15 protein-coding genes are annotated in these 17,607 nt (G+C 70.8%); 6 read left to right on the top strand and 9 right to left on the bottom strand.

Annotated elements, in window-relative coordinates; genetic code table 11:
• Window positions 1-27: 27 nt before the first annotated feature.
• From AC5YDA_RS08755 to AC5YDA_RS08720, 8 genes are all read right to left on the bottom strand, one after another.
• Window positions 28-441 carry a thioesterase family protein gene (locus AC5YDA_RS08755; RefSeq protein ID WP_496189011.1) on the bottom strand — a complete coding sequence of 138 codons (414 nt, stop codon included), beginning with the start codon at window positions 439-441 and terminating at the stop codon, window positions 28-30.
• Window positions 438-1,361: a hypothetical protein gene (locus AC5YDA_RS08750; RefSeq protein WP_496189010.1), complete on the bottom strand. Its 924-nt coding sequence runs from the start codon at window positions 1,359-1,361 to the stop codon at window positions 438-440. The genes AC5YDA_RS08755 and AC5YDA_RS08750 overlap by 4 nt, the downstream gene beginning before the upstream one ends.
• 61 nt (window positions 1,362-1,422) lie before the next feature.
• A complete protein-coding gene (locus AC5YDA_RS08745) occupies window positions 1,423-2,793 on the bottom strand; it encodes an L-serine ammonia-lyase (RefSeq protein WP_496189009.1) in 1,371 nt (456 codons plus the stop codon).
• Window positions 2,794-2,832: 39 nt separating this feature from the next.
• Window positions 2,833-4,734, bottom strand: a complete 1,902-nt coding sequence (locus AC5YDA_RS08740; RefSeq protein ID WP_496189008.1) for a metallophosphoesterase family protein — start codon at window positions 4,732-4,734, stop codon at window positions 2,833-2,835.
• A 113-nt stretch (window positions 4,735-4,847) separates the two neighbouring features.
• Window positions 4,848-9,431, bottom strand: a complete 4,584-nt coding sequence (locus AC5YDA_RS08735) for an Lhr family helicase (RefSeq protein WP_496189007.1) — start codon at window positions 9,429-9,431, stop codon at window positions 4,848-4,850.
• Between the two features lie 37 nt (window positions 9,432-9,468).
• Window positions 9,469-10,293, bottom strand: a complete 825-nt coding sequence (locus AC5YDA_RS08730; protein WP_496189006.1) for an aldo/keto reductase — start codon at window positions 10,291-10,293, stop codon at window positions 9,469-9,471.
• Between the two features lie 30 nt (window positions 10,294-10,323).
• Window positions 10,324-11,193, bottom strand: a complete 870-nt coding sequence (locus tag AC5YDA_RS08725; protein ID WP_496189005.1) for a phosphotransferase family protein — start codon at window positions 11,191-11,193, stop codon at window positions 10,324-10,326.
• A gap of 152 nt (window positions 11,194-11,345) precedes the next feature.
• Window positions 11,346-11,780 carry a universal stress protein gene (locus AC5YDA_RS08720; RefSeq protein WP_496189004.1) on the bottom strand — a complete coding sequence of 145 codons (435 nt, stop codon included), beginning with the start codon at window positions 11,778-11,780 and terminating at the stop codon, window positions 11,346-11,348.
• 157 nt (window positions 11,781-11,937) lie between these two features.
• On the opposite strand from AC5YDA_RS08720, the gene sqr reads away from it, so the two are divergent.
• The 5 genes from sqr (at window position 11,938) to AC5YDA_RS08695 (ending at window position 15,405) form a co-directional block, all read left to right on the top strand.
• On the top strand, window positions 11,938-13,221 hold the full coding sequence (gene sqr / locus AC5YDA_RS08715) for a type III sulfide quinone reductase, selenoprotein subtype (protein WP_496189003.1): 1,284 nt from the start codon (window positions 11,938-11,940) through the stop codon (window positions 13,219-13,221).
• 23 nt (window positions 13,222-13,244) lie between these two features.
• Window positions 13,245-13,562 carry a TusE/DsrC/DsvC family sulfur relay protein gene (locus tag AC5YDA_RS08710; RefSeq protein ID WP_496189002.1) on the top strand — a complete coding sequence of 106 codons (318 nt, stop codon included), beginning with the start codon at window positions 13,245-13,247 and terminating at the stop codon, window positions 13,560-13,562.
• Between the two features lie 9 nt (window positions 13,563-13,571).
• The gene (locus AC5YDA_RS08705; protein ID WP_496189001.1) at window positions 13,572-14,210 is read left to right on the top strand and encodes a DsrE/DsrF/DrsH-like family protein; all 639 of its coding nucleotides are present in this window, start codon (window positions 13,572-13,574) and stop codon (window positions 14,208-14,210) included.
• 78 nt (window positions 14,211-14,288) lie between these two features.
• Entirely contained in the window at window positions 14,289-14,588 is a 300-nt protein-coding gene (locus AC5YDA_RS08700; RefSeq protein ID WP_496189000.1) for a hypothetical protein, read from the top strand.
• 358 nt (window positions 14,589-14,946) lie between these two features.
• The gene (locus AC5YDA_RS08695; protein ID WP_496188999.1) at window positions 14,947-15,405 is read left to right on the top strand and encodes a hypothetical protein; all 459 of its coding nucleotides are present in this window, start codon (window positions 14,947-14,949) and stop codon (window positions 15,403-15,405) included.
• 64 nt (window positions 15,406-15,469) lie between these two features.
• Here AC5YDA_RS08695 and AC5YDA_RS08690 read toward each other — a convergent pair whose 3' ends face one another.
• Complete coding sequence (locus AC5YDA_RS08690; protein ID WP_496188998.1) at window positions 15,470-15,970, bottom strand: hypothetical protein; 501 nt, start codon at window positions 15,968-15,970, stop codon at window positions 15,470-15,472.
• A gap of 163 nt (window positions 15,971-16,133) precedes the next feature.
• On the opposite strand from AC5YDA_RS08690, the gene AC5YDA_RS08685 reads away from it, so the two are divergent.
• Window positions 16,134-17,453 (top strand): glycosyltransferase 87 family protein, encoded by a 1,320-nt coding sequence (locus AC5YDA_RS08685; RefSeq protein WP_496192925.1) that lies wholly within the window; start codon window positions 16,134-16,136, stop codon window positions 17,451-17,453.
• Window positions 17,454-17,607 lie beyond the last annotated feature (154 nt).

Raw genomic sequence — 17,607 nt, 5'->3', positions numbered from 1 at the left:
TCGTCCCGGGGGGGCGGGGTGATCCTGCTAGCGGGAGCGCTTCGTCCCCACCCGGGCGTCGAACTTGGCCCGGTCGATCACGGCGCGCCGGTGGGTGCCCTCGCCGATCTGCTCCACGTCGTCGCGCAGGACGACCCGGAACGTCACGACACGGCCCTCGACGGCGGTGACCTCGGCCTCCGCGGTCACCTGGAGGCCGACCGGGGTTGCGGCGGTGTGCTGGAAGGCCACCTCGATGCCCACGCTGGACTCGCCCTCGTCCAGGGCGGGGTGCAGGGCATCCATGGCCGCGGCCTCGGCCAGGCCGACCATGTAGGCGGTCGCGAAGACCTGCGGCATGGTGTCGAAGCGCGGGTACTGGTCGGACACGGCGGGCACGGTCAGCGACTCGTCGACGGTGATCGTCACCGACCCGCGCGTTCCGGCGGGAATGGCCCTCATGCGGTCCCCTCCTGGTAGGGCATGGTCAACGGGCGGACGGGGAGCCGGCCGGCGAGCTCACACGGGTGGAAGGTGTTGCCCTCCTCGTCCGTGGTCGCGCCGGCGATGATGACGAGCACCGTCCAGGCGGTCATCGACCACTCGGTGCCGTCCGGGGTGGTGTGCGTGATCGTCTGCCCCGCGAGGAACTCCAGACCCTCGCGCGCGTGCAGGGCGTTGAAGGCCCAGGCCACGTCCTTGAGGTCTATGCCGGGACGGAGCACGAGGCCGTACGCGTTCATCGTGGCCCGGTACATGGGGACGTACCGTTCCAGCAGGTGCCTGCGGTAGGCACCCATCGCCTTCTGGACCGGTGGGTAGTCCGGCCACAGGGCCTGGAGTGCCTCGGCGACCCGGACGACCTTGGTGTTGTCGGCGTAGGTGGACGCCTCGTAGGCGAACCGGCGGATCAGGCCCCCCAGCGTCGCCGTGGCCTTCTCGCCGAGGGTCACCGTCAGCCCGGCGTACTTCGGATCGAAGCGGGCCGGCCGCATGACGTAGTTGATGACGTCGGTGTACCAGTCCGTGGCCAGGGGCCACCGGCGCAGCATCTGGTGCTGGCTCATCTCGAGCACCGACTCGACGAAGGGCTGGTGGCCCAGCGAGCTGGAGAGGATGCGCGGCACCGCGTCGCGGCCGTCGCGGGCGGGGCCGGCGTCGTCGATCAGGCGGTCGGCCAGGTGGCTCGCGGCCCGGGACAACATGTACTGCGTCACCGGGTTCAGGGGTCCGTTGGCGCCCGTCCGTGACGAGATGGAGGTGAGCACATTGCTCAGGTCCTCGATCACGACGTGCCCTCGCAGGCGCAGCGGGCCGCCGCCGCGGTCCTGGACCCACACAGCCGCCTGTTCGCCGGGTGTGCCCTCGATCAGCCGTTCCACGATCCCATGGTGCCCCATCTGCACCCCTTTGGTGTGCGCTGACTGCCCCGCCGTGTGGGCCTCAGCACTCGATCACGTTCACGGCGAGACCGCCGAGGGCCGTTTCCTTGTACTTGGCCTGCATGTCCTTGCCCGTGTCGCGCATGGTCTTGATCACGTTGTCGAGGCTCACGATGTGGGATCCGTCGCCGCGCAGCGCCGTCCTGGCCGCCGCGATGGCCTTCACCGCAGCGATCGCGTTGCGTTCGATGCACGGGATCTGGACCAGTCCACCCACGGGGTCGCACGTGAGGCCCAGGTTGTGCTCCATGCCGATCTCGGCGGCGTTCTCGACCTGTTCCGGCGTGCCACCCAGCACCGCGGCCAGCGCGCCCGCGGCCATCGAGCAGGCCGATCCGACCTCACCCTGGCAGCCGACCTCGGCGCCGGAGATCGACGCGTTGGTCTTGTAGATCATCCCGATCGCGCCCGCCGTGAGCAGGAACTTCACGACCCCGTCCTCGTCCGCGCCCGGGGTGAAGTTCCAGTAGTAGTGCAGCACCGCGGGGATGATGCCCGCCGCCCCATTGGTCGGGGCGGTCACGACGCGACCGCCGGCCGCGTTCTCCTCGTTCACGGCCAGCGCGTAGAAGGTGATCCAGTCCATGCCGCGCAACGGGTCGCCGGATTCACCCTCCGTGACCAGCTTGGTGTGCAGGGCAGGGGCGCGGCGCAGGACGCGGAGGCCGCCGGGGAGGCGTCCCTCGGTCTGGGCGCCGTTGCGGACGCACTCCCGCATGACCTCCCAGATCTCCAGGAGGCCGGCCCTCACCTCGTCCTTGGTGCGCCCCATCGCGAGCTCGTTCTCCAAGGCGATGCGGCTGATGGACAGGCCGGTGCGTTCGCTGATCTCGAGCAGGTCGGACGCCGTGCGGTACGGGTGCGGGAGGGTGGGGTCGTCCGGGACGACCGGGTCGGACGCCTGGACGTCCCCGCAGACGACGAAGCCGCCGCCGACCGAGTAGTAGGTGGACTCCCGCAACAACGCGCCGTCGGACGTCCAGGCGCGCAGTTCGAGTCCGTTGGGGTGCGCGGGGAGTTCCTTCGAGCCGTCGAGCACGAGATCGAGGGCGGGCTCGAAGGTGATGCGGTGCCGTCCGGCCAGGAGGAGTTCGTGGGAATCCCAGGCGGCCTTCACCTTGTCGGCCACCGATCGCGGGTCGACGGTCTCGGGCTTCTCACCGAGCAGGCCGAGGATGATCGCGTTGTCGGTGCCGTGGCCGCGGCCCGTCGCGCCGAGGGATCCGTAGAGGTCGCAGCGGACGCGGGCGACCTCGTCCAGGCGGTCGGTCAGATCGTCGAGGAAGAGCCCGGCCGCACGCATGGGACCGACGGTGTGGGAGGACGACGGCCCGATGCCGATCGAGAACAGGTCGAACACGCTCAGTGCCATGCCCAGACCCTACGTTGCCGGGCCGTCGTCCGCCCGGGGTCAGCCGATGACGCGACCCTTCTTGTCGAAGTGAAGGGTGGTCACGTCGTCGTACACGCGACGCTCGGTGCGCACCAGTGCGTACTCCGAGTCCAGGACCGGGAAGACGTGGACCGGGGTCAGCGTCAGCTCGGCCCCGGTGTCCGTCTTCCTGAGGTCCATCTGCAGGTGACCGTAGTGCAGGCCGCCGTCGATCAGCTGCGGGACGCCGTTGGCGTCGGTCGCCCAGGTCTCGGGCGCGTCGGCGGACGCCGACCACTGGGAACGAGTGTTGAAGCGGATCGGCCGGTAGGCGCCGTTCGCGTCTCGCTCGTACTGCTCGCCGCGCAGGCCGTCGGAGGCAACCCCGACGTCATAGCTCATGAAGCCGACGCCGTCGCCGTCCTCATCCACGAAGGAGCGTTCGAACATCTCGTCGTGGCCGGAGATCACCGCTGCGACGCCGTAGCGCTCGAACATCGGCGTGTACACGCGCATGGCGACGCCCGACTGGTTGTCAGGGCTGGTCGCGCGGTTCGGCGGGGTGCCGTGGACGCCGTTGCTGTACGCCGCGTGGTGGAACTGCACGATGATGATCTGGCCCTTGGCGCGGGCGTCCCGGAGTTGCTTCTCCGCCCAGTCCCACTGCTCGGTCCCGGGGTTGAAGTTCGGCAGGTCGGAGTCGTCGGTGCTTCCCCCGTACAGGGCGACGTGGCCGCTGTCGTAGCTCTGCCGGGTGAATTCTCCCTGGGTGTCGGTGGTGATGTTCCGGGGCCCCATCGCCAGGTCGTTGCCGGAGAAGATCTCGCCCGACAGCATCCGGCCGACGCGCTCGTCGGGGGTGCCGTTGGTGGAGTCGAGGGTGAGGATCGTGACGGGGCCGTGATCGACGCGGTGGTAGGAGTCCTTGAACTGCGGGTTGGCGGCGTCGCCCCAAGTGTCCATGTAGGCGTGGTAGCGGTTCCGTGAGATGACCGCAGGCGTGCGGTCGGTGTCCGACCCGTAGCCACCGTTGAGGGCGGCATAGGTCTCCCAGTTGCCCAGCGCGGTGATCACCGGCGTGGTGGACGCGAGCGTGCCGTGCTCGCCGGCGAAGTAACGGAAGTACTCGTCCCAGCCCGGCTGGTAGCCCGACCCTTGGGCAAGGTCTCCTGCGACCAGCATGAGGTCGGGGTCGGCCTCCGCGATCGTGTTCATGTTCTCGCGCATGGCGATGTCCTGGCTGAGCGGGTACTTCAGCGTGAACTGGCCGTACCGGGTGGTGCTGCCGAAGGTTCGGTGCCACAACGAGCCCGTGCCGGGGCGCTGCTGCGAACCGGCCGTGTAGGGGGCGACCTGGGACAGCTCCCACTCGCGGTGCTCGACCCGGCCGTAGGGTTCGGTCTCGGAGTCGGAGAATGCGATGATGCGGATCTCGTCCCATTCCTTGCTCGTCGGGGCGGTGGTGAAGGAAGCCTCGAACGACCGACCGTCCTGCGTGACGGTGTAGGCGTAGGTGACGCCCGGCTTGAGCTGGTTGACCTGCACCGAGTGCTTGAAGTTGGAGTTCGACAGCAGCCAGGAGCCCTGCTCCAGACCGGTGATCGTCTGGGCGAGCTCCTTCTGGGAGTACTCCATGATGTCCTGGTACACCGGATCGGACGTGAAGGTGCGGGCGCTCTTCCTGCCCTGCGGCTTGCTTCCGTCGGCCTCGGCCTGCGGGGTGAGGACGAGGGTGCCGGGAGTGGCGAGCTCGGAGATCCAGTTGATCGTCATCGAGTCACCGGCAGGCTTCTGCAGGTAGGGCAGCACACGGAATCCGGGCTGCGGTGCGCGGGCGGCGTTCGGAGCTGGCGCCGATGTCTCTGCCAGAGCTGGGGTGGCCAAGCACGTGGACGCCAGCGCGACGGTGGCGAGGGTGGCGACGAGGCGGGTGGGACGCATGTCTCTCCTGAGATCGGGGCCTTGGGGATGTGCGGTGCGAGCCTGCCTCCCAGGTTTGACGTGCCGGGGTCGGTTGCCCCACCACGGGGTGAACGGTGGGAGTCGTCCGCGCGTCAACGGCGCAGGCGGACGCCCTTCGGTGTCTGGTGGAATCCCGCACGGAGCAGGGCCGCGACGAAGAGGTGGTCGGAGCCGAGCGAGGCTGTTCCGTCCACCTTCTCGACGGTCAGGGCGGCGAGGCGTCCGGTGCGCACCAGGTCGGCGAGCGCGTTCGCTGAGCGCTCGAGTGCATCGGGATCGGTCGACCAGGTCAGCGCCGTCCGGCCGCCGCGCTCGAGCCAGGCCGTCAGGCGTCCGCCGTCGAGGACGACCAGCGCACCCGCCCGACGTCCGGGCCTGTGGTCACCCGAGGCGGGCCAGGGGAGCGCGGCGCCGAACGGGTTGGCCGGATCGGACGCCGCGAGCACCAGCGTGCCGGCGTGCTTGGCCGACCCTCGGAGCCTGTCGATGGCGCCGGTGGTGGCGAACTGGGCGGCGCCGAGCCCCTCGACGAAGTAGCCGCGGCGCACGCGTCCCGCGTCCTCTGCGGCGCTCAACACCTTGTAGACCCCCGCGAACCCGCCGTCGATGCCCTCGGCCTGGACCGAGCCACGCGTGACCACCCCGTAGCGGTCGAGCAGGAGCTCGGCGGTGGTGACGAGGGCCTCGGTGGGGTCGACGTCCTCGGTGGGGAACAGCGACCACCGGCCACCGACGTCGCGGGGGGCGTCCAGGCGGGGGGCGCGGGGGAGCCGGGGCCGGCCGTAGCGCGTCCGGGGTGCCGCCGTGCGAGCGCGGTGGGTGGTCGAGCCGCCGCCGAGCCTGGCGCGCAGCGGGGCCAAGGTGTCGTTGGTGAGGTGGCCCTTCCAGACCAGGGACCAGAGCGCCTCGCTCGCCGCCTGGGTGGCGGTGGGGGTCGAGGTGCCGGTTGAAGCGCCGAGAGCGGCGGCCACGGAGGTGAAGAACATCGCCCCGCCGGCATGGAGGGCCTGGCGGACGGCCACCTCCACCTCCCCCTCGGGGTCCGCCACCGCCGGGCCGGCCAGGTGCGCGAGGTCGGCCGGCCACAGGGACACCCAGCCGTCGTTCCCGGCCAACGACCCGTGGCCGCGCCACACCACCTCGCCGGCGGCGCACAGTTCGTCCAGGAGCGCCGGGGCGTAGTCGCGGACACGTGCGGGCAGGACCAGCGACTCGACCGCGGAGGCGGGCAGGACCACCCCGGCCAGTTGCTCGATCGCGCGCAGGACGCCATCGGGCCCGCGGTGGGCGGGTCGGGTCCCCCCGACGGTCGAGCCTGCTCCCTGCCACGTCGGCAGGAAGGTCGCGAAGTCCTCGGCGGGGACGGGCTCGACCTCGGCGCGCAGGGCGGCGACCGACCGCCGGCGGATGATGCGCAGCACGCCCGGGTCCACGAACTCGCGCCCCGTCGCTCCCGGGGTGAACTCGCCCTCGACCACGCGTCCCGCCTGCTGGAGCCGGCGCAGGCCGTCCAGGGCGACGGCCCGTCCGACGCCGAGCCACGTGGCGACGTCGTCCACGGAGAACGGGGTGTGGGCGCGGGCGTACCGGATGAGTAGGTCTCCCAAGGGATCCGGGACGGGCTCGGCGAACGCGAACGGCACCCCCGGCGGAAGGGCCACGCCCAAGGCGTCCCGGAGCCGGCCGGCATCCTCGATCGCGGCCCACCGCGTCTGCATTTCCGGGTGGCGAATACCCGAGGATCCTGGGGGTTCTTCCACCCGGAAATGCAGCACGGGGAGGATGCGGCCCGCCGCCGCCAGCTCGGCCACCCAGCCGGGGACGTCGTCGGGTGCGGCCGAGCGCGCGGCCAGATCCGCCTCCGACAAGGGGCCCAGGGTTCGCAACAGGTCGGTGAGGTCGTCGGCGTCCCGGGCCCTGCGATTCTCGGCGAGGTGCTGGAGTTCGGCGTGGGTGCGGGCCAGGGCGTCCGGGTCGAGCAGATCCCGCAGGCTCAGGCCCTCCGACGTGCCCAGCAGCTCGGCGAGGAGGTCCGGGTCGAGCGACAGCGCGGCCGCTCGCTTCTCGGCCAGGGGTTGGTCGCCCTCGTAGAGGTACTGGGCGACGTAGCCGAACAGCAGGCTCTGGGCGAAGGGACTGGGCCGCGGTGTGGTGACCTCGACCACCTGCACCTCCCGGGTCGCCACGCGACGCAGGAGGGTGACCAGGCCGGGCAGGTCGTAGACGTCCTGGAGCGCCTCGCGGACGGCCTCGAGCACGATGGGGAAGCTCGGGTGGTTCGACGCCACCTCCAGCAGCGCCGCCGAGCGCTGGCGCTGCTGCCAGAGGGCCTGGCGGTGTCCGGGACGCCGGTTGGGCAGCAGGAGCGCACGCCCGGCGCACTCCCGGAACCGCGACGCGAACAGCGCCGAACCGCCCACCTGCTCGGTGACCAGCGCCGTCACCTCGTCCGGGTCGGGCAGCAGGTGTTCCAGCAGGTCGGCGAAGGGCTGCGCGCCGGCGGCGGGCGCGTCCCCCGGGACGTCGGCGTGGCCCATGTCCGGCAGCCGCAGCACGATGCCGTCGTCGGCGTGCATGGCCTGGACGTCCACCCCGTGGCGTTCGCGCAGGCGCATGCCGATCGCGAGGGCCCACGGCGCGTGCACCCGGGCGCCGTAGGGGCTGTGGATCACGATCCGCCAATCGCCCAGCTCGTCCGTGAACCGCTCGACGACCAGCTGCCGGTCGTTCGGCACGGCGCCCGTCGCCTGTCGCTGCTCGGACAGGTAGGTGATCAGGTTCGTCGTCGCGAGGGGGTCCAATCCGGCGGCCTGCAGGCGGTGAGCCGCGGCGTCCGGGCCGAGGGCGGAGACCTCGCGGACGAACCCGCCCAGCGCCTCGCCCAGCTCGGCGGGGCGCCCGATGCTGTCGCCCTTCCAGAACGGGAGGCGTCCGGGCTGGCCGGGCGCGGGGGAGACGAGGACCTGGTCATGGGTGATGTCCTCGATCCGCCAGGTGCTGGTGCCGAGCGTGATCGTGTCGCCGACGCGGGATTCGTAGACCATCTCCTCGTCGAGCTCGCCCACGCGGCGTCCGGGGCCGTCGCCGGCGATGAAGACGCCGAACAGGCCACGGTCGGGAATCGTGCCGCCGTTGGTGACGGCGATGCGCTGGGACCCGCGGCGTCCGGTGAGGGTACCGGTGACGCGGTCCCAGACCAGGCGCGGGCGGAGCTCGGCGAACTCCTCGGCGGGGTAGCGGCCGGCCAGCATGTCGAGCGTGGCCTCCAGCACGCCGCGGGTGAGGGTCGCGTAGGGGGCGGCCCTGCGGACGGTGGTGAGGAGGTCGTCGACGGTCCAGTCGTCGAGGGCGACCATGGCGACGATCTGCTGGGCCAGCACGTCGAGCGGGTTCGCCGGGACCGCCAGCGCCTCGATCGCCCCCGCGCGCATCCGCTCGACGATCACGCTCGTCGCGACGAGGTCGCCCCGGTACTTGGGGAAGAACACGCCGCGGCTGGTCGCGCCGACCTGGTGGCCGGCGCGTCCGACCCGCTGGAGGCCGGACGCAACCGACGGCGGCGCCTCCACCTGCACCACGAGGTCGACCGCTCCCATGTCGATGCCGAGCTCCAGAGAACTCGTCGCGACGACGGCGGGGAGCTGTCCCGCCTTGAGGGCCTCCTCCGTCTGCCGGCGCTGGTCGTGCGACACCGAGCCGTGGTGGGCGCGGGCGATGTCCCCCTCGCCCGTGCGCTCCTGGGCGATCTCGTTGAGCCGTCCGGTGAGCCGCTCGGCCAGGCGCCGGGAGTTGGCGAACACCAGCGTGGAGCGGTGCTGTTCGACGAGGTCGACGATCCGCTCCTCGACGTGGGGCCAGATGGAGGCGTTGCGGGGGGCGTCCACCTGACCCACCGGTGGGTCGGCCGGACCTCCCGTGGACAGGTCCGCCATGTCCTCCACCGGGACGACGACCTGCAGGTCCCACTTCTTCTCGCTCGGAGGCTGCACCGTCGTCACCGGACGCCCGCCCGCGAGGAAGCGCGCGACCTCCTCGATCGGGCGGACCGTCGCGGACAGGCCGATGCGCTGGGCGGGTCGCTCCAGGAGCGCGTCGAGGCGTTCGAGGGTGAGCGCCAGGTGGACGCCGCGCTTGGTGCCGGCGACCGCGTGCACCTCGTCGAGGATCACCGTCTCGACCCCGCGCAGGGCCTCGCGCGCTTGGCTCGTCAGCAGCAGGTACAGCGACTCGGGGGTGGTGATCAGGATGTCGTCGGGCGCCTTGGCGAAGCGGCGCCGGGCATCCGCCGGGGTGTCACCCGACCGGACGCCGACGCTCACCACCGGACGCGGGAGGCCGAGGCGATCGGCTGCGTGGCCGATGCCCACCAGCGGGGAGCGGAGGTTGCGTTCCACGTCGACGGCCAGCGCCTTCAACGGCGAGACGTAGAGGACCCGGCAGCGCCTGAGGGGTTCCACGGGCGGCGGGGTCGCGGTCAGTCGGTCGATCGCCCACAGGAACGCCGCCAGCGTCTTGCCCGATCCGGTGGGTGCGACGACGAGCGTGTGCTGCCCCGAACTGACGGACGCCCACGCCCCGGCCTGGGCGGCCGTGGGCGCGGGGAAGCTGCTGGAGAACCACGCCCGCGTGGCGGGCGAGAAGCGTTCCAGGGCGTCGGCGCCGGGTCCGGTGGTCATCGTGCGCCCACTCTGCCACCCGGCGCCGACGGTGCGCTCAGAAGGTGGCGGTGTCCGGGTCGGCCCCGACGCGGTTGCCGGCGTCCAGGGCATCCAGGCGGGCCATGGCGTCGGCGTCCAGCTCGAAGCCGAACACGTCGAAGTTCTCGGCGATGCGTGCCGGGGTGACCGACTTCGGCAACACCACGAACCCGTGCTGCAGGTGCCAACGGATGATCACCTGGGCGACCGACCTGCCGAGGTCGCCCGCGATGGCGGCGAGGTCGGGATCGCCCAGGTCGGCGCCCGAGCCCAGCGGGCTGTAGGACTCCACGGCGATGCCGCGCCGGGCCAACTCCGCGCGCAGTGGCACCTGCGCGAACGTGGGGTGCACCTCGATCTGGTTGACGGCCGGCACCTCACCGGAGATCGCGTCCAGGTGCGCCACGTGGAAGTTGCTGACCCCGATGCTGCGGGCCAGGCCCTCGGCCTTGAACTCCTGCAGGGCCTCCCAGGCCTCGATGTAGCTGTCGCCGTAGGTGAGCGTCGCCGGCCAGTGGATCAGGTAGAGGTCGACGTGGTCCAGGCCGAGCTTCTCGAGGCTGGACTCGAACGCCGCACGGGCGTCCGCCTTGGGGTGGCAGTCGTTCCAGAGCTTGGTCGTGACGAAGACCTCGTCACGGGGCAGGCCGGCGGACGCCAGCGCGCGGCCGACGCCGGCCTCGTTGCGGTAGACCTGCGCGGTGTCGATGTGGCGGTAGCCGACCTCGAGGGCGTCCAGGACCGCGGGGGTCACGTCTTCGTCGCGGACCTGCCAGGTGCCGAAACCGATCTGGGGGATCGCCGTACCGTCGGCGAGCGTGATGGAGGGGACATGGGTCATGTCCCCCATCCTTCCACTGCCCCGGGGGGCTCAGGCATCCAGCAGGCCGTGGGCGGTCGAGTCGGCGTGGCTCCCGGGTTCGGTCCACCCCTTCGTCCGGTGGAGGTCGGGCCAACGGCGTCCGTTCATGCGGACGCAGGTGCTGAGCAGGATCCTGGCCAGCTCCGTGAGCTCGACACGGGGGTACTCTCCGCAGCCCGCGACCTCGCGGACGGTGGCCATGTAGACGGCGCAGCGCGCGGGATGGTCGAGTTCGTCCCAGTCCTCGTCGGGGGCAGGGACCTCGCCCCCCGCCTCGCGGTACCCCTCGTGGAATGCCTGCCAGCTCGCGTCGTCGAGCAGCCCCGCCCCCCACAGGCCGGCGGGACGGCCGAGGTCCCAGGTTGCGCAGCCGAAGCCCAGGGTCGCCGGCCGGCTGAACAGCCACGTGGGTGTCCCCATGAGACGTCCGACCGAACGCAGGTGGACCGCGCCGTGCGCCAGCACCGGGCGCGTCGCCGTCGGCCAGGTGCGCAGCAGGGTGCGGCCGAGCTCGCGCAGGATGTCCGTGCCGCCGCCGGGGTGCAGCTTGTCCGCCACCATCACGGCTGCCGTGAGCACGGCCCGGCCGCCGTGCTCGGGCAGCGCGGGCGCCGTGGGCAGCGGGCAGGCCTGGAGGCGCGCGACCAGGGCGCCGATCTCCCGCCACGGGATGGGACTGCTGTCGCCGGCGAGGTCGATGCGCGGCTCGAGGATGAGGTGGCGCCCGTCCGGGGCCGCCAGCGGTGCAGCCGTGAGCGGCGCGGCCCAGAGCGCGCGGACCGGGTCGGAGGAGACGGCCTTCAACCGCGCCGCGAGGTCATCCGTGCGCGTCCCCGCGGTGAGCTTGGTGACGACGATGTCGTCCACGACCTGCCGCATGGACCAACCCTACGGCGTCCGGACCGGCTGCGCTGGGTGACTGCCGAGGAGTTGTCCACAGGGTTGTGCACAGCTGGGGACAAACTACAGGCATGTGATTTCGGTCCCCTGGGCCTTCGCCTCGGCGCCGGTCAGGACCTGAGCCCCGGCGATCAGCGGGCCACGAGCACGGGGCAGTGGGCGTGGGCGCTGACCGCCCCGCTCACGGATCCGAGCAGGAGACCCACGAAGCCCCCGTGGCCGCGGCTGCCCACGACGAGCATGGTCGCGTCGCGCGAGGCCTCCACCAGCCGGTGGCTGGGATGTCCAGCGACTACGGTGGTCGTCAGTCCAGCCGGCCGCTCGGTGCCGAACACCGTCGTGAGGCTCTCCTCGAGGGTGCTCTCACCGAGGGCCTGCCAGTCCACGGGGGGAGGAAGCACCACTTCCGGGGTGCTGGCATACACGTCCTCCCAGACCAGGATCGCGTGGAGCGAGCAGCCCATGCACTCTCCGAGACGTGCCGCCCAACGGAGCGCCTCGTTTCCCGTTTCCGACCCGTCGACACCGACGACGATCGGGGGATTGACCGATGATGCGTTCATCATGTCCATCGCCTCCCTCCCCAGTATCCCGCGCCCGTGCCCGCGAGGGGAAGGGTTTCTCCCGGGAGCCCGTCCGCAGCTCCCACTACAACTTGTAGTGGTAGTACCCCTAGGGGTATATTTCGCAGAGCCAGAACAACGGCCTTACTGAGGAGCCTCAATGAGGAGATTGGTCATCCTGGGCGGCGGTACGGCGGGCACCATGGTCGCCAACAAGCTCCGCGCCACGGAACCCGCGTCCGCCCTTGACATCACCGTCGTCGACCGGGACGACGAGCACCACTACCAACCCGGCTACCTGTTCATCCCGTTCGGGGACTACACCCGCAAGCAGGTGATCAAGTCGCGGCGCGCGTACCTCCGTCCGGGCATCAACCTCGTCCTCGGCGAGATCGACAGGGTGGACGCCGACGCCAAGGTCGTCGACCTCGCCGGTGGTCGCCAGCTGCCGTACGACACGCTGATCATCGCCACCGGCGTCCAGCCCCGACCCGACCAGACGCCGGGGGCCGAGGGAGAGGGCGTCCACCACTTCTACGACCTCGAGGCGGCAGAGCGGCTGCGCGAGGCACTGCGGATGTTCCCCGGTGGACGGCTCGTGGTCCACATCACCGACATGCCCATCAAGTGCCCGGTGGCCCCACTGGAGTTCACCTTCCTGGCGGACGCCTGGTTCCGCGACCGCGGGGCGCGGAAGAAGGTCGAGATCGTCTACGTGACACCGCTGGACGGCGCGTTCACCAAGCCGGTCGCCTCCCGGGAGCTGGGTGGCATGTTCGGGCAGCGGGACATCCACATGGAGACCGACTTCGCGGTGGAGAGCATCGACACGGATGCTCGCGAGCTCGTCTCCTACGACGAACGCCGGATCCCCTACGACCTGCTCGTGTCGATCCCGCTGAACATGGGCCCGGACTACATCGCACGGTCGGGTCTGGGTGACGAGATGAACCTCGTGCCCTGCGACCAGCACACGATGCAGTCGCTGCGTGACCCCGACATCTTCGTCCTGGGAGACGGTGGCACCCTGCAGACCTCGAAGGCCGGCTCCGTGGCCCACTTCGCCGTCGATATCTTCATGGAGAACTGGCCGCACTACCTGCGTGGCGAACAGTTGTCGCACGAGTTCGACGGACACGCGAACTGCTTCATCGAGACCGGACACGGCAAGGGCATGCTGCTCGACTTCAACTACGGCACGCAGCCGTACACCGGTAGCTTCCCGTTGCCGGGCGTCGGCCCACTGGCCCTGCTGAAGGAGAACCGCGCCAACCACCTCGCGAAGCTGGCCTTCCGGGGCATCTACTGGGAGTTCCTCGTGAAGGGACGCCCGCTTCCCTTCACCGCCGACATGTACCTCATGGGCAAGAACGTCGAGGATGACGCTTCCGGCACCTCAACCCCCGACCTGCTCAAGAGCCTGGTCGGCCTCGGCTCCCACTGATCCACCACCACGAAGGAGACACCATGCCCACCTGCCGCATCGGCGGGCGTCCGATCGACGTCAACGACGAGGGCTTCCTCACCGTCTACGACCAGTGGGACGACGAACTCGCCCCCGTCCTGGCCGGGTACGCCGGCATCGACGAACTCACCGAGGAGCACTGGAAGGTCCTGCGCTTCCTGCGCAGCGACTACCCCGCCCGCAAGGAGACCGCCACCCTGCGCCGCGTCGCAGTGGTCGGTGGCTTCAACATGAAGGAGCTGTTCCGGCTGTTCCCCGGGAAGCCCGCCAAGAAGATGAGCTACATCGCCGGGCTGCCCAAGCCCAAGGGCTGCGTCTAGGAGACCAACGTGACCGAGATTCTCGAAACCCCGATCATCCCCGACTTCGGGGACAGCAAGCCCGTCAAGGGCACGAGCCGCGCCAAGGTGCGCGACGACGACAACACCGAGTGCCCGGTCGAGGGGACCGAGGAGCAGGCCGCCCCCCGGGCGTCCGGCTACAGCGGACCGCGGAAGATCGCCTTCATCGCGTCCAAGGGCAACCTCGACATGGCCTACCCCGCGCTGATCATGGCCAACGCCGCCCTCGGTGAGGGCATCGAGACCCACATCTTCTTCACCTTCTGGGGCTTCGACCTCGTCACCGAGCGAACCATGGATGACCTGAAGTTCACGATGGTGGGCAACACGGCGATGCACCTGCCCCAGGCACCGTCACTGCCGCTGCCGCAGATGATGGGCGTGCTCCCGGGCATGACGGCCATGGCCACCAAGATGATGAGGAAGCAGATGGACGACCTGGACATCCCGGGCGTTCGTGAGTTCCTCGACATCATCGTGGCGTCGGGCGGCCACCTGTGGGGTTGCAAGCTGACGTTCGACATGAACGGCCTGACTGGCACCGACCTCTACGAGGGCATCGAGGGTGTCATCAGCGCCACCGACTTCATCGAACTGTCCGAGGGCGCCCAGGTCATCTTCATCTGAGCGAGGGAGCCGGCGTGGGGGCGCCTCGACGCCCCCACCGCGGCGGCTAGGCTGTCCGCACCCAAGAAAGGGGGCGCGATGGACGCGAGCACGTGGCTGATGGTCGGCATCGGGATTGCGCTCGGCGTGGCCCTGCTGCTGGTGGTGCTCGCCACCCGGCGCAGCCGTCCGGAGGCCTCCACCGGACCCGAGCGGGACGAGTGGGAGGAAGCCCTGCTGGCCGACGCCGAGGCCGCGCCGTCGGCGCCCGCGCAGGAGGTTCTGAGCCGCAGCGCGCTGCTGGACCGGGACCTCCACTTCGACCCTCAGGGATGGGACGACCGGCCCGACGGTTACGAGGGAACGGACATGGGTCTGGTGGGCGGTGACAAGGGATAACGCTGGGGTTAACTTCTGTCTGACTCTTGAAGTTCCGCATGCTCGAGGCGTTCCTGCCGGGATTGGTGAGCGGATAGCGTGCCACGGAGACCACCGAGCGTCGGTGGCCGGACCCAGGAGACCCCATGCACCCCACCACCCGCCTGCGTCGCGGGATTGTCGCCGTTGCGGCGATGGCCCTCGTCGCGACCGGGCTCGGCACCCTGCCTGCCGCGGCCGCCGTTGACGGCACCGGTCTTGTGTCGAGGCCCTCAACGCTGACGCTGGAGAGACCCGCTGGGCCTACGCCCCAAGCCCGCTGGTCACCCCCACCAACGAGGACGTCATCCGCACGGCGTTCATCTACGACCCCAACACCGTGCAGTTGCTCGGGCCGTCCCTGATCGACCTCGACGAGGCCTTCGCGAACGCTCGCCACCCGCTGGCGCAGAAGTTCAAGGCGCTCAACACGGGTAAGCCCTTCGTCGCGATCGCCAACCACTTCAAGAGCAAGGGCTCCGGCGTCGACGACGGAACCGGCCAGGGCCGGGCCAACCCGTCGCGCGAGGCGCAGGCACGCCAGCTGACGGCGTGGGCGTCCGAGATGTTCCCCGACGAGGCCGTGTTCCTCATGGGTGACTTCAACGCCTACAAGGCTGCCCGTCGTCTGGTCACCGGTGCTGCGGTCTGGGACATCAACGGTGATGAGTCGATCGCCCTGCAGTACAGCCGCCGCAACTACAACGTCGTGGACTTCTTCGCCCCCGACCCCTTCGCCAGTTCCGACCACGACCCGATCGTCGTCGGTCTGGACACGGGGAGCCGGGGCAAGAAGTAGTCCCCCGGAACCGACCGGGCGGCGTCCCTCGGGAGGCCGCCCGGTCAGTCCGTTCGGAGGCGGATCACGTGAGCTCGGCGCCCCAGGTGCGCAGGGTGGGGAGCGCGTCGTAGCCGAACGTGAAGTCGGACGCCCCCTCGTGCTTGAGCCAGTAGTAGGTCCCGTGGATCGTCTCCACGAAGAAGGAGCCGACGTAGCGGTGCTCGACGAGGCTTCCGTCCGGAGCGTCCGCCCCGCCGGCGTCCGCTGCGGGAGTGGCCGCTGCGGCGTCCGGGTCGGGCACGGACCGCCGGATCGGGAACAAGAGGTCCCACAGGCCCGACCGGTACTCGGTGCCGACGGGCACGTCGAAACCGTGGGGGAACCCGTTGTCGAGCCCCTGGAATCCGACGCGCGCGACGTCCCCGTCGAGGTGCTCGCGGCGGGCCCGGATCGTCACCACCAGGGTGCACTGCTGGCCGGGCCGTCCCTCGGGGCCGTCGTCGAAGCTGCGGTCGCTGGCCCACACCCCGTGGATCGTCACGGCCTGGCCGTCCCGCGGCACCACACGGTGGCTCTGGTGCATGGTGAAACCCCTTCCGGCTCGCCTGCACCCAGCTTATGGCCACGGCCACCCGTGCCACCCGAGCCGTTCACCAAGGAGGCTCCACAGGGCGCCATCCCCGCGCAGGTTGCCCGCCGCGACCCACCGGCCGGCTGCCCGGGCCGCAGTGCGCGATGATGGTCCGGTGAGTGCTGCCCCGATCTCCGCGCGCGAGCCGCGTCCCCCCTTGTGGGGGGCGGACCCCGCGACAGCATCCGCGGTCGTGGTCACGATCGCCGTGGTGTGGGCGGTCGCGAAGGTGCTGGCGATCCTGGGCTGGGTGCTGGTCACCGGCGAGTACGGCGACACCTTCTACTACCTGCAGGCGGCGGAGGAGGCCTCCCGATCCGGCGGCGGGATAGCGCGGGCGTTCGGCGAGTACCCGACGCCGGCGGGGTTGCTGCTGCTGTTCCCCTATGAGTTGGGGGCCACCCACCTGGACACCTACCGGGCCGCGATCCTCGTCATGACGACGCTCGCGGACGCCGCCTTCACGATCCTCCTCGGCCGCCGCACGGGCCCCATCGGCGTCCTGGCCTGGGTGCTGCTCATCGGTGCGCTCGGGCAACTCGCGCTGCTGCGCTTCGACATGCTGCCGGCCGTCGTGGCCGGTGCCGCGGTGCTGCTCGCGATGGAGAACCGGCGCGTCGGGGCGTCCGTGCTCGTCGCGATCGGAACCGCTCTGAAGGTCTGGCCGATCGTGCTCGCCCCGCTGATGGTGCTGGGGCCCCGCCGGTCGGGCGGGAGGCGGCGGTGGGTTCCGCCCGCCGCCCTCGCGACCACGGGGATCGGGCTCATGGTGGTCAGCCTCGTCACCGGCGGCTGGTCGAGGTTGCTGAGCCCGCTGGGCTACCAGCGGGACCGCGGGCTGCAGATCGAGGCTGTCGCCGCGACGGTCCCGATGCACCAGTGGAGTGAGGACGTCACCCATCGCGTCTGGTACTCGCCCTTCAGGGCCTACGAGGTCGTCGGCCCCGGCGTCGCGACGTGGTTGGCGATCGCGCAGGCGGCCACGGTGATCGGAGCGCTGGCCTGCCTCGCACTGTTGGTGTGGTGGTACCTCCGCGGTGCCGACCCCGCCGCCATCGCGTGGATCGCCGTGGTGCTGGTGGGGACGTTCATGATCACTTCGCGGGCACTTTCTCCCCAGTACCTGCTCTGGGTGGCTGCTCCCACGGCCGTCCTGGTCGGGTTGGCCCTGCGCGCCGGCCCGGACGCCCCAGCCGCGGCTCCGGCGTTGCTCACCTTCGCGATGGTCCTGGTGCTGAGTGCACTCACGACGGCGGTGTACCCGGTCCACTACGGCGGCATCACGAGCCGCGAGGGTGAGCTCACCGAGCGAGCCCTTGCCCTGCTCACCGCACGCAACGTGGGCCTTCTGGTGCTGGTCGCCTGGTCGGCGGCCTGCGCGGTGGGGAGAGTCGGTCGGCGGCGGGCCGTCACGTCCGAACGTCCGGTCGACTGAATTCGCCGCCGCGGACCTGCGCCGGCGCTGCCGGCTGGAGTCGGGCACCCTCACCCGAGGGCCAAGGCCACTGACGGCAACCCTGCTCAGGTCGGCTGGGCGGTCGTTAGAGTGGCATCCACGACCCGCTGGGACCCACCGAAGGAGCCACTGC

It is taken from the genome of Propioniciclava sp. LT294 (genome assembly GCF_059516005.1).
Note: the sequence above shows the minus strand (reverse complement) of the source record. Positions and strands in the feature narration are given on the sequence as shown.

Excerpts from the sequence above, each read along its gene's own strand:
- AC5YDA_RS08700 (WP_496189000.1), top strand. The coding sequence starts at position 14,289 with ATGGACGCGAGCACGTGGCTGATGGTCGGCATCGGGATTGCGCTCGGC.
- AC5YDA_RS08710 (WP_496189002.1), top strand. The coding sequence starts at position 13,245 with ATGCCCACCTGCCGCATCGGCGGGCGTCCGATCGACGTCAACGACGAG.
- AC5YDA_RS08725 (WP_496189005.1), bottom strand. The coding sequence starts at position 11,193 with ATGCGGCAGGTCGTGGACGACATCGTCGTCACCAAGCTCACCGCGGGG.
- AC5YDA_RS08745 (WP_496189009.1), bottom strand. The coding sequence starts at position 2,793 with ATGGCACTGAGCGTGTTCGACCTGTTCTCGATCGGCATCGGGCCGTCG.
- AC5YDA_RS08690 (WP_496188998.1), bottom strand. The coding sequence starts at position 15,970 with ATGCACCAGAGCCACCGTGTGGTGCCGCGGGACGGCCAGGCCGTGACG.
- AC5YDA_RS08735 (WP_496189007.1), bottom strand. The coding sequence starts at position 9,431 with ATGACCACCGGACCCGGCGCCGACGCCCTGGAACGCTTCTCGCCCGCC.
- AC5YDA_RS08755 (WP_496189011.1), bottom strand. The coding sequence starts at position 441 with ATGAGGGCCATTCCCGCCGGAACGCGCGGGTCGGTGACGATCACCGTC.
- AC5YDA_RS08730 (WP_496189006.1), bottom strand. The coding sequence starts at position 10,293 with ATGACCCATGTCCCCTCCATCACGCTCGCCGACGGTACGGCGATCCCC.
- AC5YDA_RS08740 (WP_496189008.1), bottom strand. The coding sequence starts at position 4,734 with ATGCGTCCCACCCGCCTCGTCGCCACCCTCGCCACCGTCGCGCTGGCG.
- AC5YDA_RS08720 (WP_496189004.1), bottom strand. The coding sequence starts at position 11,780 with ATGATGAACGCATCATCGGTCAATCCCCCGATCGTCGTCGGTGTCGAC.
- sqr (WP_496189003.1), top strand. The coding sequence starts at position 11,938 with ATGAGGAGATTGGTCATCCTGGGCGGCGGTACGGCGGGCACCATGGTC.